General features: G+C 47.0%; 14 protein-coding genes. All 14 read right to left on the minus strand.

Features of this window, described 5'->3' with window-relative positions; translation table 11 throughout:
- Positions 1–336: 336 nt before the first annotated feature.
- A complete protein-coding gene (locus tag EQU24_RS23280) occupies positions 337–462 on the minus strand; it encodes a hypothetical protein (protein WP_017839432.1) in 126 nt (41 codons plus the stop codon).
- A 210-nt stretch (positions 463–672) separates the two neighbouring features.
- Entirely contained in the window at positions 673–1,605 is a 933-nt protein-coding gene (locus EQU24_RS11135; RefSeq protein WP_017839431.1) for a hypothetical protein, read from the minus strand.
- Between the two features lie 18 nt (positions 1,606–1,623).
- On the minus strand, positions 1,624–2,754 hold the full coding sequence (locus EQU24_RS11140; RefSeq protein WP_017839430.1) for an HNH/endonuclease VII fold toxin-2 domain-containing protein: 1,131 nt from the start codon (positions 2,752–2,754) through the stop codon (positions 1,624–1,626).
- Complete coding sequence (locus tag EQU24_RS11145) at positions 2,754–3,791, minus strand: 3-oxoacyl-ACP synthase (protein WP_017839429.1); 1,038 nt, start codon at positions 3,789–3,791, stop codon at positions 2,754–2,756. The genes EQU24_RS11140 and EQU24_RS11145 overlap by 1 nt, the downstream gene beginning before the upstream one ends.
- Before the next feature lie 41 nt (positions 3,792–3,832).
- A complete protein-coding gene (locus EQU24_RS11150; protein ID WP_017839428.1) occupies positions 3,833–4,045 on the minus strand; it encodes a hypothetical protein in 213 nt (70 codons plus the stop codon).
- Complete coding sequence (locus EQU24_RS11155; RefSeq protein ID WP_017839427.1) at positions 4,042–4,476, minus strand: hypothetical protein; 435 nt, start codon at positions 4,474–4,476, stop codon at positions 4,042–4,044. Before EQU24_RS11155 ends, EQU24_RS11150 begins: the two co-directional genes overlap by 4 nt.
- A gap of 184 nt (positions 4,477–4,660) precedes the next feature.
- Entirely contained in the window at positions 4,661–5,776 is a 1,116-nt protein-coding gene (locus tag EQU24_RS11160; protein WP_017839425.1) for a DUF2169 family type VI secretion system accessory protein, read from the minus strand.
- 1 nt (position 5,777) lies between these two features.
- Positions 5,778–6,263, minus strand: a complete 486-nt coding sequence (locus tag EQU24_RS11165; protein ID WP_014148424.1) for a DUF6484 domain-containing protein — start codon at positions 6,261–6,263, stop codon at positions 5,778–5,780.
- A 232-nt stretch (positions 6,264–6,495) separates the two neighbouring features.
- Positions 6,496–8,628, minus strand: coding sequence for a type VI secretion system Vgr family protein (locus EQU24_RS11175; protein ID WP_017839423.1), 2,133 nt, complete (start codon positions 8,626–8,628; stop codon positions 6,496–6,498).
- An 800-nt stretch (positions 8,629–9,428) separates the two neighbouring features.
- Positions 9,429–9,722, minus strand: coding sequence for a PAAR domain-containing protein (locus tag EQU24_RS11180; RefSeq protein WP_026130018.1), 294 nt, complete (start codon positions 9,720–9,722; stop codon positions 9,429–9,431).
- A gap of 336 nt (positions 9,723–10,058) precedes the next feature.
- Positions 10,059–10,646, minus strand: a complete 588-nt coding sequence (locus EQU24_RS11185; protein WP_017839420.1) for a DUF6931 family protein — start codon at positions 10,644–10,646, stop codon at positions 10,059–10,061.
- A 10-nt stretch (positions 10,647–10,656) separates the two neighbouring features.
- The gene (locus EQU24_RS11190) at positions 10,657–12,600 is read right to left on the minus strand and encodes a type VI secretion system Vgr family protein (protein WP_017839419.1); all 1,944 of its coding nucleotides are present in this window, start codon (positions 12,598–12,600) and stop codon (positions 10,657–10,659) included.
- Positions 12,601–12,726: 126 nt separating this feature from the next.
- A complete protein-coding gene (locus EQU24_RS11195; RefSeq protein WP_017839418.1) occupies positions 12,727–13,341 on the minus strand; it encodes a hypothetical protein in 615 nt (204 codons plus the stop codon).
- A gap of 141 nt (positions 13,342–13,482) precedes the next feature.
- Positions 13,483–14,013 carry a papain-like cysteine protease family protein gene (locus EQU24_RS11200; RefSeq protein ID WP_014148418.1) on the minus strand — a complete coding sequence of 177 codons (531 nt, stop codon included), beginning with the start codon at positions 14,011–14,013 and terminating at the stop codon, positions 13,483–13,485.
- Between the last annotated feature and the right edge of the window lie 9 nt (positions 14,014–14,022).

Below are 14,022 nucleotides of genomic sequence, written 5' to 3' on the forward strand. Positions count from 1 at the left end.
CTTCGGCCAAAGTCGAAACGTTTAGGACGAGGTTGAAAACCCCGTCCTGCTAGGATCTCCTGGTTTTTGGGCTTTAGCTGAAGAAACTTGCTAATCAGGTTTTTCGATATGCAAAAATATTCTGTAAAAATGCCGGTTCCGAAGAGGGTGCGGTTGCTCGACCGATAGGCGTCGGCGGCAGGGATAGCCGCCGCCGAGCCTACATGGACGTATTCACGGCGTCCTGTCGGGCGAGTGACCGCACCTTCCCCAACGCCTCGCACTTTCATTTACTGGGACGATGGCAAAGCCTTCATGAACGTTACTATGAAAGTACGGAATCGGAACAGAGTAGGGTTACTCGGCAGCACACATCAAATCGATATGGTCGGCCAACAAATCCCGTTTACGTTCCAGAAAATTGACCGTAAAAAAAATAACAACCGCCCGGCACAAAATTACGCCGATAATTCGGCATGCCATCTCCCGAATATCAATTTAGATTCGTAGGGCGGTTTCGCGCCAGCAAACCTTCATTAAAGCCGCCCAGAAACATTGACGGACATTACAGAATCATTGCTCCGTCCGAAGGTGAATTGCCAAGGTAAATCTAGCTTACGTTCATTCGCCGTAAGAACGAGATGCCATTGAAGAGTTATTTGTGACCGCTCGTCCATAGTTTCAGGGTATAAGTTATGAAAGTAGCATTAGCTCTCGCCAATCAGATCCGTCATATTGCACTAATTGCTTGGAACCGATGGACCAAACACAGTCTATGCAAGTCTTAAGTCGGTAAGTGAAACTGGGTATGTCGCTAAATTCTGAATATTCTATAAATTGTAATTCGTTATCGACAATTTCATAGATTGAATTCATACTGCATACGAAAGTCCTTCCCTCAAATGAACAGATACCCCAAAGCTTATCGCCAGTAATTTCATTGTTTATTATCGACCAATCGTTTAAGCCACGCCCCCTAAGAATGGTTCCTTGATCACCACAAGTGTATATAAAGCCATCGTTAGTTAGAACAGCGTCATAAATATCTAGATTTGTTGGCAAATCTAATCTCGTGCTACGATTGTCAGCGAATAAAATTCCAATCCCATGCCAACCGAATAGATAGAATGATCCTTCAGGTAGTGCCACTATTTTTTCAAAGCCTACATATTTAAATTGTTCAATATCCTGGCTCATTTTGATTTCCTGATCTTTCCATTCGGAAGTGGTTTTTTTTAGGAAAGCAGTGTTTCCTCCCCCCGCAACTATATGATATGAATTAGAAGAAAAGGCTTGGGACCTAAGTGCTCCGAAATTTTTGTTTGAAGTAATGGGATCGGATGCCTCTATAGTATTACCGTTGTAAAACCATATCCCACCGTCTTCGCCAAGAAAGTAACCGTTAAGATTTCCACCTTCATTTGCGAGAATAACATCACAGCAATTTGATGAAACTAGAATACCGTTGGTGACGTCATGATCCTTAACTACGAGTAAGCTGTGTGGCTCCTTATCATGAAAAAGTTCATCAATTGAAAGTATCAACAATCCAGTATCACAGGAAATGGGAGCTCCTGTTACAAAAGAAATCCCTGGATTTGTAAAATTTACATTACTCATTTGCATTTTAGATATCCTAAACTTTCATCCCAGCCACGATTTGGCTAGTTTTGCTGCTCTGACTGATATACCTTGTTTCCAAGGAGCACTCTCTCCAAGTCCAAACTGTGACATAGATACCTTAGCGTTGTTATCCTGGACCTTTCTGTGATAATCAAGCAGTTGGGCTTCTAAACACTCGACACTGCACCCTTTAAACGTATCAGAGGCTGTCACTGCGCCAACAATGGCAAGTGTTTCTAAATCTGTCTCCGCTCCTTTTCCTCCCATCTGGTTAACAAAAGCTTTACGCTTGGTCGACAATACACCATGAGTTGAGCAGGTAGCCGCACCGCCTTCGACGCACATGGAGGGTGCGTCCTTGTCATTATATTTATCCCAGCCTGGCTTTCGTTTTCCCGTTGTTCGATCCTGTCCAGCTTCGACAAATGATTTGACATCGATTAAGTGATCAGGTGTCTGTCCAGGGCAACATTTATTAGGTTCATATGGCGATAAAAAACAGCGCAAGGCCTTCTGGCAAGGATCTCTTTGCATTTCCCCACCTAGTTTCCGCTCTAAAGCCTGTTTTTCAGCCTTACTTTTGCCGGAATTTTTCTTTCGTGCTTCAACTAATTCGTATCCTGAGGTGGGGCACTTAACCGGTTTATTAAGATCGCCACACTTCGATTCAACATTATTTTTTTCATCTGCACATTCACCAATATTACCCATTGCCATCCGGTCAGAAAATATCCAAGGAACTGCCTCATTAGCCATTGGGCTTGCATGGTTATCAGTCGTTAAGTCCAAATGCCGATCAACATTCTCTCCTTCAAATTTGACATTCATCGACCATTTGATGAAATAAACTTTTCCTCTATTGGTACTTGAAATTACCCCTTTTTTGGCAGCCGACCCTGCCTCGTCGCCGGTCGATTTCTTGAAGTAAGACTTATTTTTCAGCATGACTTCTTTGCCCGTGATTTTCACGTTTTTGCTACCTTTCGTGGTATCAGAGGCAAATCCAGTATTCGGGTAGGGAATAGGAACGCCAGGCGGCGTCGCCGGATTTTCCGGCGGGGTAAAACAAACGTCCGGAAACGAAGCGATGGTTTTTCCAGAGCCTGCTTTACAGGCTAGTTCCATGCCGTTAGCATACACTTCATTCGCCATTATTTTGCTCCTACCGTTTGCCAAGCCAATATCATAGAAGCCCGCTTACCGTCGTCATTGCCTAGATGGGCCCAAATGTGATTCCCCTTACTATAATTTTTTTCGCAGGCGGATTTCAGATATCCAAGCATAACCAAGCCAATTGCCGAACCGGTTTCGCCGATACAATCCGCAGGATGCCAAATGTCGAATTCTTCTCGCTTAGTACGGTCGACGCGGCTGAAAGCGATGCTCGATTCTTTAAAATGATATTGTTCGCCTGCAATGTCGGTGATTTTGAATTCGAGGATGCTTTCACCGCAACCGGCATCGATTAGCGACTCTTTCAAAGCCGCAGTTAAGCCATCTGCTATCAATGGTTCTTCCGAGTCAATGTGAGCTTTTTCAACAGCAAATCCTAGGCCATGGCAAATGAGCTGTGGCTCCGGCTTTGCGTAAGTCGGTTCTATGATGAGCGCCGCCCCCGCCTCGCCGGGTATGAATCCGTTGGAGTTTTGACTGGTCAGCAAGCGCTCGTGTTCTTCATAGTGCGCTAAGGATTGCGCGACAAGAAGACTATCGGTTGCTGCAATCAACACATGTTTGAGTTTCAATTCCTGAATGAGCGGCCTGGCATGTCTCAGCGCGAGTGCGACGCCGACATGCCCTCCGGCAATGACCAGTGATTTTTCATGAAATTCCAGTTGCAGTTCTTCCAACAAATCATGAAAAAACTGATTGTCGTCGTCGATTACCCGGCCTTTTCTGTCGCGCTCCGACAAACAAAGCAATAATGGCGTCTCGACGGGATTGATCAACGGGTTGCCGGACAAGCATTCTCGGATCGCAGCGGCGGCCATTTTGATCAGCTTTGTTTTGCCGCGCCACGGCTGTTCGAGCGGCACTTCGCAGCCCATGATCCACTCGCCGCCTTGGTCCATGAAGCGGGTTTCCTGAAAATTGTCGATCGCACAGCGTATCGCGGCACAGCTCGCCGGCGCATCAAGGCCGACGCCAGTGACCAGGCCGGTACCGGTAATCGCCAAAGGAAAGCTCATGAGGTCATCCCTTAGCGGTCTTTGGAGAAAAGGTCGGCATGCTATTTGGTTGTTTGCTCGAGTTTTTTTCGCAAAGCCATTGCATGTTCACTCAGTTCTTCGATAGTCATTGAATCATCCTGTTCTTGATGCCACTTTGTGTAATCGAAAGGCTCTCTCTGAATCAAAGCGATAAATCGTTCCGCTTCGACATCTCCGAGATAGTCGGAAAGGATCTGCATGCCTTTTGTTTTAATTTCGGTATCGGTAATCATTGCATCACTTCTTTTATAAAACCAATGGGATCGGTAATCTTGACATCATCGATTGATATGGATTTTTTAATAATGCCGTCATCAGTAGTTAGAAAATAATCAGAATTTGCCATAATTGCACAGGCGATATGAAGCGAATCGGTCTTCTTGATCCCAATTGCGGTAATACGGTTTGCAATTTCAATAAGCTCCGTGCTAGCTTCTATATCGTCTTGGGCATAATTGCGCCATTTTGAAAGTTGTTCTCTTCGCTCATGAAAAGGATTTCTACTATTTTCATAGTCTAAAATATATGACCATACCAACCCAAAGATACCTGCGCGAATATCTTCTTGAATCTTTAATTTTGCCTCTGATTCAAGCTTGATTCTTAGCCGGGACTGATCGTCAAAGGGCCTGTTGAAACAACAATTATCCAAATAAATTTTCATTTACTCCCTTTTGTACGAAAAACCGTCTAAGAATAAAAGGTATGAGATGTGTCTATCGAGGACCGCCGTGAACCACTCCATGGGGGCTTGGCGGCAGCTCTCCCTGCTGCCGACATCCTCGCTAGCCACATCCCATACCTTCATAAAGTTAACCATTTTTTGAGTATAAAGGGAGTAGGATTACTCAACTTTCCTCCTCCGCTTCCGGTCGATTGGCTTTAGCCAAATGCGCCAACGAAGGATAATAGGTTTTGCCTATCTCCCGAGCACGCCACCAAGCCCGAGACATTTCGCCGACCAATACTTGTGAAACTTCGAACATGCTCTTCTTCAACGGTCGTGCGATGCGCCAGGTGATCGTGAATCGCCCCAAATCAGGCTCGATGATCAAGGTATCGATCATCGCCCGGGTTTCTTCCTTGCCCCCTTTTTTCGGAAAAAACACGACCGGCATGTCTATTTTAGGCAGCCAAAAACGGCTTCGTCCCGACGGCGTCAGATTGGCCAACACGATCTCTTCTCCGCCTTGCAAATACGGAATTTGTTGATCGGGCGGCGCCGCCTGAAAATAGGCTTCGTCGAAATCGGGCGGTAGAAACGGAAAAATATGGTCGGTCCAGTGTTGATCATAGGTTCCGGCTAGACGATAACGCGGCTCCCAACTGCGCCCGACCGGACCGAAAGACATCGGTCGATAGTCGCCGGCGGGATTCGTAATCGAACGTTCGCTCTCCTCGGTATTCGGCATCGGCGCGCCGTTCACGAGTTCGCTGCTTAGCATGGCGTGATAGCCAACGCCTACCGGATTAGGCCGATAGGCGCTGTGTTTTTCGGGATCGACATGAAAATCGTCCAATCCGCCGAAGGCGCGATCATAGGTGATCGGAATTTGCAAAAACGGCGCCGGCGGCTTCGCCTCGATGCCGCCGATACCCGCTTGCCAAACGCGATCGCCGACGACGCGAAATACTTTCTTAAAATCGCCGACTTTAAGGCCGACCGGAATTTGATTGACCGGCGTGCCTTCCGGCGCATAGGCGGTTCCGAGCAGCAACACGTCGCAGCGTGGTTTTCTGGGCGCGAAGTCGCTTTCATAAATGGGCGCTGAAAATCCCGGTTCTCCGGTGAAAGTATCGGCGAAAACCAATGGAGTTTGCTCCTCGGCTAGCTGCGGGACAATATTGGCCAACTCGGGTATCTGAAAGGTCCCTTTGATCACGACCACCAACAGTTCTCGGCCATCGACTTGCAAGCCTTGAGTATAGGCTGCCTGCATGCGGGTGGCGTTGATCAGATCCATATCAGTTGATTTGCACCGAGCCGCCCTTGATGCGATTGACGCCGGACGAGCGATTGAGAATATAAGCGCCTCGGATGATGATTTTACCGGCGCGGGTCAACGTGATGCTGGCCTTGCCGCAGCGCAACACGATTTCCTGATTGGCTTGCAGGACTACCCGTTCGCCGTCTATTTCTGCATTGAAAGCTTGTTCATTCGGCTTTTCGGTTGAAATAACCGGCTGTTGCATGCGTCCGATGATCAGCGGCCTCGCCGGGTCGCCATTTTCGAACAATAATGCCACCTCGCAGCCGATATCCTCGCGCGTCAGGTTCGCGGTCGAACGGGCCGGCGCTGCCTCAGCCTGAGGATTACCAGTGAAACCGACCAGAGGCGCGCCTTGACCGTCGAATCCAATCAATAAACCGACAACCACGCCGTCGATCTTTTCTGTGATGGCATTTTCTGTGTAAAGCTGATTCGTTGGTTTGGTCAAAACATCGGTCATGCTTGCGTCTCCGAAAAATTATACTTCGCGCGGTCATGTTTGAGGCTTTTATGGCAATTGCTATTTTGTTCGAGAGCAAGGCGCGAAAACAGGCGCATAGCAAGCTATGTAACTGTTTTCGCAAAGCTTCCGCTCCTGCTCACGCCCCTTACCTACATCCATGTAGGTAAGGCCGCTATCGGAAAAAAGAGCGCGTCAGCTTACCAGCAAATGTGGCCGCGCGAAGTATATATTAATTTTGCAGGATTTTTTTACCTTTGATTACTACATTTTTGTCGGCCTTCGCATTGATTTCGCCGCTGCCTTTTATCGTAATGTTCTTGCCCTGAATCGTGATCGTGCCGTCTTTTTTCATCGTGATGCTGGCCTTGCCCGTCTTGATCACGACTTGGTCGCCGGCATCGATCGTCAGATTCTTTCCGATGCTGAGAGAATTGTCCTTGCCGACGCTGGCACTGCGATTGTTGCCTACCGTTTCATTCAGATCCTTACCTACCGTCACGGCCTGAGTCAGACCGACCGTAATGGTTTGCGCGGCGCCTACCGTAATTTCTTGTGCCGCACCGACGTTGATCATTTCGTTGACGCCGACATTGTGGGTACGGGTCAAGCCGACATTGACGACTTCGTTTTGGCCGACATTGCGCGTTCTGTTCGAGCCGACCGTGATCGACTCGTTAGAACCGACCGTTTCGGTGCGATTGACGCCGATTGTGATCGTCTCATTATTGCCGACCGTCTCGGTTCGGTCGTGCCCGACGACGGTTGTTTCATCATGATCGATGTTTTTACTGCGGTCGTTGCCTACCCAGTGCGTCTCGTTGTTTTCGACTTCGATGTCTTGATTTTTTTCAGCATGGATGAAAAGCTGTTCGGAGCCTTTCTTGTCCTCGAAACGGATTTCATTAAAATTATCAGCAGTACCTGCCTTACTACTGCGGGTCTTGATACCGCTTTGCGTTTTATTGGTTGGCAACTCATAAGGCGGCATTTGCTCGTCGTTATAGACTCGTCCGGTGATCAGAGGCCGATCCGGATCGCCTTCCAGGAAACTGACGACCACTTCTTGGCCGATGCGCGGCAACGATATCCAACCCCATTTCTTACCGGCCATCGGATGAGAAACCCTGACCCAACACGAACTGTTTTCATCGTCTTGCCCTTCCCTATCCCAATGAAACTGCACCTTGACGCGGCCGTATTTATCGGTCCAAATCTCTTCGCCTGACGGACCCACGACAATCGCAGTCTGAGAGCCGGAAACGATCGGCTTCCGAGTGAGTCTTTCCGGACGAAAAGCCTGAGCGGCATCGATCGCGGCAAAAGTACACTGGAATATCTCACCCGCTCCACTCATGCTCGATTCAAGATCGTCGCCTTGAATCGCATAAGAAGCCGACACGACGATGTGCTCCTTGTTTTCTTCCGAGAAATAGAAATCCGCGAGCGAAAACTTCATACCGGGAATCAACGCCGAAGCATTACCTTGGCCGCGTTTCAACGAATAAGCATTTTGCCGCTCTTCCAGTCGCTTATCGACCAGCTTGGTATCGACCGATGATACGGTAAATTTTCCCGGAAAGTCATAGATCTCTTGATCGCTATGCGAATAGCCGCCGGGATTGTGCTTCTTGATCGTCAAATCGGAGCTGGGCGATTCGAAATCGAAATCGTTGAGTTCGTATTTTCCTGTCGTTACCTGATTTTCCTGGAGCCATTCGAAAATATGATCGCGTTGGCGGCTGTCTGTGTTGCCGAGCGGAAAATAAGGAATGGTCTGATAACCGCTCCGAATCTGAAATGCTTTGTTCGAATCGGCGATGACCAAAGTATGTTTGCCATTGTCATGCTCGAAGAAATAAAAGATGCCTTCGTGCTCCATCAGGCGGCTGATGAAATCGAAGTCGCTTTCGCGATATTGCACGCAATAATCCAAAGGCTGATAATCGCCATCCAGTTTGTATTGAACGTCGGCGAAGGAGTAGCGGCTGAAGACTTCCTTGATGACATCGATGACCGATTTATCCTGGAATATTCGGCAATCGGCATTCAACGTCAAATACCATAGCCAAGGCCTCAACGTAGCTAGATAGGTAATATAGCGTCCGCGCAGGCCGGTATGTTTGAATTGCACGATCTCGCCGTTGATATGACGCGTCGTTCCGTTCGGCAGATCGAGATTGACGGTCATGCCCTTGCCGAGCAATCGATCGGCCTTGACGCCTCCCAGTTTTTGATCGCGAATCAGCTCGACGTCGAATTCGAACAATCGGCCGATTTCTTCCTTACCTGTCAACCGGTAGAAGATGAGCTGATCGTCTCCGAGCGGAGTCTCGGCTGTCACGGATCGATTGTTTTGGGCCATAAAACAGCTTACCTGGAAATTTGTTTAGGAACGCGCATGAAATAACTCCGACATCTGTCAATCGAGTAACCGCAACCTCTTCGGAACCGGCATTTTTACAGCATTCGCTGAAAATCTTGGAAACGGAGCGTTAGCGAAGTGAAGATTTTTAGTCCCCGATAGCCGTAGCGCCGGGTGTTTTGCCGGAGTCTGCGCGAATAGCGCAGGCGGAGGCAAAATACAAGGCATCGCGACACGGCGTAAAGCCATTTGTGGGAGTGCTACGGAGCCGCATCGAGTATACGATGATGTGGCGTAGTGGCACGGACGCAGGGCGAATCGGGGCCGCCGAAGGCAATAATCGCCAAGTCATTTTTCGCTGCTGAAATCGGACGGACCCCATTTCAGCTTTCGCGAAAAATCTTGGCGCGCTTGGTTTTGCATATCGAAAAATTAGATTTGCGAACTTTCACAGTAACGTTCATGAAGGCCTGGCCATCGCCCCGGCAAATGAAAGTTCTCTGGTGGGGAGGGTACGGTCACTCGCCCGACAGGACGCCGTGAATACATCCCTGTAGGCTCGACGGCGGCTTTCCCTGCCGCCGACGCCTGTCGGTCGAGCAACCGCACCCTCTCCGGAACCGGCATTCGCTCTGTCGAGCGCCGTATATCGAAAAATTAGATAAAGGGTCTATATCTACGAACTTTCACAGTAACTTTAGTGCTGTATCAAAAAGCTCGATATTGACCAACTCGTAATCCAAAATCGTTTGCCAACTATTGGCTTTGCCTTTTTAGCGCTAGGGCATAAAAAGAAAGCTTTAACCGCCTATTAAAACGGTCGGACAACCAGGACCGACAATGACTCCGCCGTGCGCAGTATTATCCAATAAGCGCGCTGCAGGCATGTTGCAAATCAATACCGTGGATGATCCTTTGACAATGGTATCCGGAGGTCCCACACAAGTCGCCATATCCCCGACTTTTGCGGCCGGTAAATTGCCTATCAATACGGTTGGGGTTCCAGGCGGTAAAATAGGCCCACCTATATGGGGCACTACCCCTGTAACCATAGGACAAACATGCATGTCTGTCACTCTAGCTGCTGGAAACATACTCGCTCCTTTAGGATTTCGTGATAAATAACGTCCGGGGACTATGTGCTATGTTGAGGGTTCGGTAACTCGCTTGACAGGACGCCGTGAATACGTCCTTGTAGGCTTGACGGCGGCTTTCCCTGCCGCCGACACCCGCCAATCGAGTTACCGAGCCCTCCAAGTTATTTACAACCAAATCCTTAATTGTGTTCGATCATCAAATTTCGGTTTTCACAACGTGAAGGGTTAAAAGTCCATCTCATCGGACATCTTGAGATTGAGAGAGGGAGCACGATTCCGAAATTCGAATTGGGAAAGTTATAAAACGGTTTGGCTAGCCGTTAGTTTATTTGATTACTGTACAACCTTACGACCGTCGCCACCCTTCGCAATATCAATGCCTTGCTGAATAAATGTCTGCTTTCTGTTTTTGACCTGAGCGGCACCATCTTGGGAAGCAGCCAGCATAATGGCGCCTGCAACCGCTTTTGCGGTAAGATCAGGAGCCGGAAGAACAATATTGTCATCCAAAGGTGAAAGATTATCACCGCTCCAAAATGCCGCTGTTGCCGCCCAACCGGCAGCCGTTTTAAAATCTGTCGCTTCCGCAGCAATAAAAGCGGCTTTAGCATTTTCTTGAATAGGCTTATACACCCAAGCTTCGGCCGACTCCACCGCCTTCGCATCCTTTGGATTCATTTGAGTACTTTGACAACTACGAGCACACAAGCAAGCCCACCATGTCGCTTCTCTTTTGGGTAAGCCATAAGCGATAAAATTAATACAATCAGTGAAACATTCTTCTTGTATTAATTTTTCAATAAATTCAGCAGGCGTGACGTCTTGAGTTAATAACGATTGACCTAATTCGCTTAACTCGAACAACCCAGAGATTTCGGAAGCCTTTTCTTGTTTTATTTTTATTAAATTTATTTCAGTCATTGCCCATACGCTAGTTAATTTTTGTCAAGCCGCCCTGCAGAATCAACATGCCGTCTCCTTTGACCGTGGTCATTGGGCTCTTTATTTCAGACATCGCACTGCCCTCCACTTTTATCATAGTTCCTTTGATCGTGATCCCTGCTTGGGTGATTTCGATACTGCTGCCGCCCACTTTGAGCTCAATGGATTGCATCGCTTCAATCGTGCTTTTACCGGAATCAATCTTGATCGAATGATTGCCGGTCGATACCTTCAAGTCATAATTACCCTGATCGATCTCGATGTTACGATTGCCTGTTTCAATTTTCAACTTATCGTTGCCGTCGTGCAAAGTAACGGTTCTATCGTTTTGGATCTCGATCGTTTGATCGCCCTTGTCTTTTTTATCTAAACCGATCTTGCGAGTCTCGTTATTTTCGATTACACAATTAAGGTCTTTTTCGGCGTGGATGTAAACCTCTTCCTCGCCTTTTTTGTCCTCGAAACGTAATTCGTTGAAGTTATCGGCCGTACCTTCTTTTGAACTGCGGGTCTTGATACCGCTTTGGGTTTTGTTAGAAGGTAAATCATAAGGCGGCATTTGATCGTCGTTGTAAACTCTCCCGGTTATCAACGGACGGTCCGGATCGCCCTCTAAAAAACTGACGACGACTTCTTGACCGATCCGCGGCAAAGAAACCCAACCCCATTTCTTACCGGCCATCGGCTGAGAAACCCTGACCCAACACGAGCTATTTTCATCGTCTTGCCCTTCCCTGTCCCAATGAAACTGGACCTTGACGCGGCCGTATTTATCGGTCCAAATCTCCTCACCCGACGGGCCGACGACAATCGCGGTCTGCGACCCTGAAACCGAAGGTTTGGGTGTCGATCTGAGCGATCGAAAGGCTTGCTTTGCATCGATCGCGTCGAAACTGCATTGAAAAATCTCACCGCCTCCACCCATACCTGAAACGCTATCGTCGCCTTGAATAATATAGGATGCCGACACAACGACATGTTCGATGTTTTCTTCGTCAAAATAAAAATCGCTTAGTGTGAATTTCATACCGGGAATGAGGCCCAAAGCATTGCCTTGACCGCGCTTAATGGAATAGGCATTTTGCCGCTCTTCCAAGCGCTTATCGACCAGCTTGCTGTCTACCGTTGATGACGAGAATTTTCCTGGAAAATCGTAGACTTCCTGTCCGGAATGAGAATACCCCCCCGGATTATGTTTTTTGATCGTTAAATCGGAGCTTGGCGTTTCGAAATCGAAATCATTCAATTCGAATTTACCTGCCGTGACTTGATTCTCTTGAAGCCACTCGTGAATATGATCGCGCTCACGGCTCTCGATATTTCCCTGAGGCATATAAGGAATGGACCGATAGCCGCTTTGAGTTTCGAAAGCTTTATTCGAATCGGTAATTACTAATTTATGTTTACCGTCTTGATGCTCGAAGTAATAAAAGATGCCGTCGTGTTCCATCAAGCGACTAATGAAATCGAAATCGCTTTCTCTATATTGAACGCAATAATCCAAGGTTTTGTATTCGCCGTCCAATTTATAAAGAACATCGGCAAAAGCATAGTTGTCTAATACCGCTTTGATGACTTCGATAACCGATTTATCTTGAAAAATTCGGCAATCGGCATTTAAGGTTAAATACCATAACCAAGGCCTTAATGTTGCACGGTAACAACTGAAGCGACTACGGAGCCCTATATGCTTGAATTGCACGATCTCACCGTTAAAAAACCGCGTGCCCCCGTTGGGCAGATCCAGCTTGACTGTCATTCCTTTGCCCAACAATTGATCGGCTTTAACACTGCCCAGTTTCAGATCGCGCACTAACTCAACCTCAAACTCGAACAATCTGCCGATGGATTCTGTCCCCGTCATACGATAGAAAACCAGCTGATCATCGCCTAAAGGAGTATCGGCAGTAACGGATCTATTGTTTTGTGCCATGATTTATAAAATTCCGGTTATAAAGTGGTCTAACAGAGGCGACTGAAAAAACTGGTTTTATTGGCTCGTTTATATCAAGGTTTTTAGCTTATATGCTGTCAGTTTCATTGCTTACTTAACTTAATTTCAGACTGGAAACACTCCAATCAATGTCTTAATAATACCGTTTGCGCCAACACCCATTTTGGTAAGCTGGTAATAAAAACTCCATTGCCTAGTTTTTGAGTTACGGACACCAAAAGTGATCACATGAACAGGATCTTTATCCGAGCCCATATACATATGCGGGCTCACGATCGTACTTCCCAGTTTGCTGCCCTTCAAGATAGCGTCCTGTTTGTTCCATGCATTATTTTGCGATTTCATATTAATGTGAGCGACATAGCGTGAACCATCCTCGGCTGGAGAACCAACGCCAAAGCTGCAACCGTTCATCGGCGCAGTAAACATGATATTTGCAGCATTGCTTACTGTCGTAGACTGAATAGAGTCATCCTGATAAGGGCACCAATATATTTCCATTATGCCCTCAGCATTCCCTCCATTACCTGCAGGCCGAGCCATATAAGTTGCAATCTGCGCCCCTGGACGTTCGAGACTACTTGCAAGACCATTAAGTTTTTCCAGAGTAAAAAATTTTTTACCTCCTGTTTTATTAACATCACCTCCTTCAGGAGTTGAAACGATGTTATTTTGCATAAACTCAACAGGGTCAGAAAGAAAGCGATCTACAGCTGGCATAAATACCTCAATTTTATGAATAATAATTTTATCGACTACCTAAGAATTCGGTCATCAATAACTTCTCTTAATCGGCAATGCGACTATCAAGGTGAACTTTAGAATAGGTTCTTGTCCGCAAAAACCAGTGAGATAAATTTATCAACCTTGATGTGGTTTTCCTTTTTTTCGCATCAATGCGCGGTTCCCCCACATTAATTTGCTGTTAAAATTATTTAACGACATCCGAGAATTTGGCGCGTTTTCCGGGTCGTGATAAATCACTTCATTTGCTTCAGAGTCTATACCAATAACAACTGAAACATGAGCCCCCGGAGCCCACCAAGACATCATTAAAGGTCCATACTCTTTAAGCATTTTCGCAAGTTGCCAATTTTTCCATTTTTTATCAGCCGGTTCAGGGACTTCTTCTAATCCTTCGTTCTGCATCATTTTTAATTCAGCATCACCACCTATAGGAAAATGTCCGACATCTGTACCGTGTTTAAGTTTGTCTAGAGGACGTTTAAATAATTCCGGGTTACCTAACCGAGGCCCTGCTTCAAAATAAAAACCAACCATGCACAAACTGGCATACCAGCATCCAGTTGGATCATCCCGTCCGTGATGTTTACCGATCTCTGCGCCAATACCAAGTTGTGTGACAAATGGTACATTTAGATAAAAAGACATAAGATACAC

Origin of the sequence: Methylotuvimicrobium buryatense (assembly GCF_005931095.1) — a bacterium.
GTDB classification, from domain to species: Bacteria; Pseudomonadota; Gammaproteobacteria; order Methylococcales; family Methylomonadaceae; genus Methylotuvimicrobium; species Methylotuvimicrobium buryatense.

What these genes read in the sequence shown, in the direction of transcription:
- EQU24_RS23280 (WP_017839432.1), bottom strand. Translation starts at nt 462, where the DNA reads ATGGCATGCCGAATTATCGGCGTAATTTTGTGCCGGGCGGTTGTTATT.
- EQU24_RS11135 (WP_017839431.1), bottom strand. Translation starts at nt 1,605, where the DNA reads ATGCAAATGAGTAATGTAAATTTTACAAATCCAGGGATTTCTTTTGTA.
- EQU24_RS11140 (WP_017839430.1), bottom strand. Translation starts at nt 2,754, where the DNA reads ATGGCGAATGAAGTGTATGCTAACGGCATGGAACTAGCCTGTAAAGCA.
- EQU24_RS11145 (WP_017839429.1), bottom strand. Translation starts at nt 3,791, where the DNA reads ATGAGCTTTCCTTTGGCGATTACCGGTACCGGCCTGGTCACTGGCGTC.
- EQU24_RS11150 (WP_017839428.1), bottom strand. Translation starts at nt 4,045, where the DNA reads ATGATTACCGATACCGAAATTAAAACAAAAGGCATGCAGATCCTTTCC.
- EQU24_RS11155 (WP_017839427.1), bottom strand. Translation starts at nt 4,476, where the DNA reads ATGAAAATTTATTTGGATAATTGTTGTTTCAACAGGCCCTTTGACGAT.
- EQU24_RS11160 (WP_017839425.1), bottom strand. Translation starts at nt 5,776, where the DNA reads ATGGATCTGATCAACGCCACCCGCATGCAGGCAGCCTATACTCAAGGC.
- EQU24_RS11165 (WP_014148424.1), bottom strand. Translation starts at nt 6,263, where the DNA reads ATGACCGATGTTTTGACCAAACCAACGAATCAGCTTTACACAGAAAAT.
- EQU24_RS11175 (WP_017839423.1), bottom strand. Translation starts at nt 8,628, where the DNA reads ATGGCCCAAAACAATCGATCCGTGACAGCCGAGACTCCGCTCGGAGAC.
- EQU24_RS11180 (WP_026130018.1), bottom strand. Translation starts at nt 9,722, where the DNA reads ATGTTTCCAGCAGCTAGAGTGACAGACATGCATGTTTGTCCTATGGTT.
- EQU24_RS11185 (WP_017839420.1), bottom strand. Translation starts at nt 10,646, where the DNA reads ATGACTGAAATAAATTTAATAAAAATAAAACAAGAAAAGGCTTCCGAA.
- EQU24_RS11190 (WP_017839419.1), bottom strand. Translation starts at nt 12,600, where the DNA reads ATGGCACAAAACAATAGATCCGTTACTGCCGATACTCCTTTAGGCGAT.
- EQU24_RS11195 (WP_017839418.1), bottom strand. Translation starts at nt 13,341, where the DNA reads ATGCCAGCTGTAGATCGCTTTCTTTCTGACCCTGTTGAGTTTATGCAA.
- EQU24_RS11200 (WP_014148418.1), bottom strand. Translation starts at nt 14,013, where the DNA reads ATGTCTTTTTATCTAAATGTACCATTTGTCACACAACTTGGTATTGGC.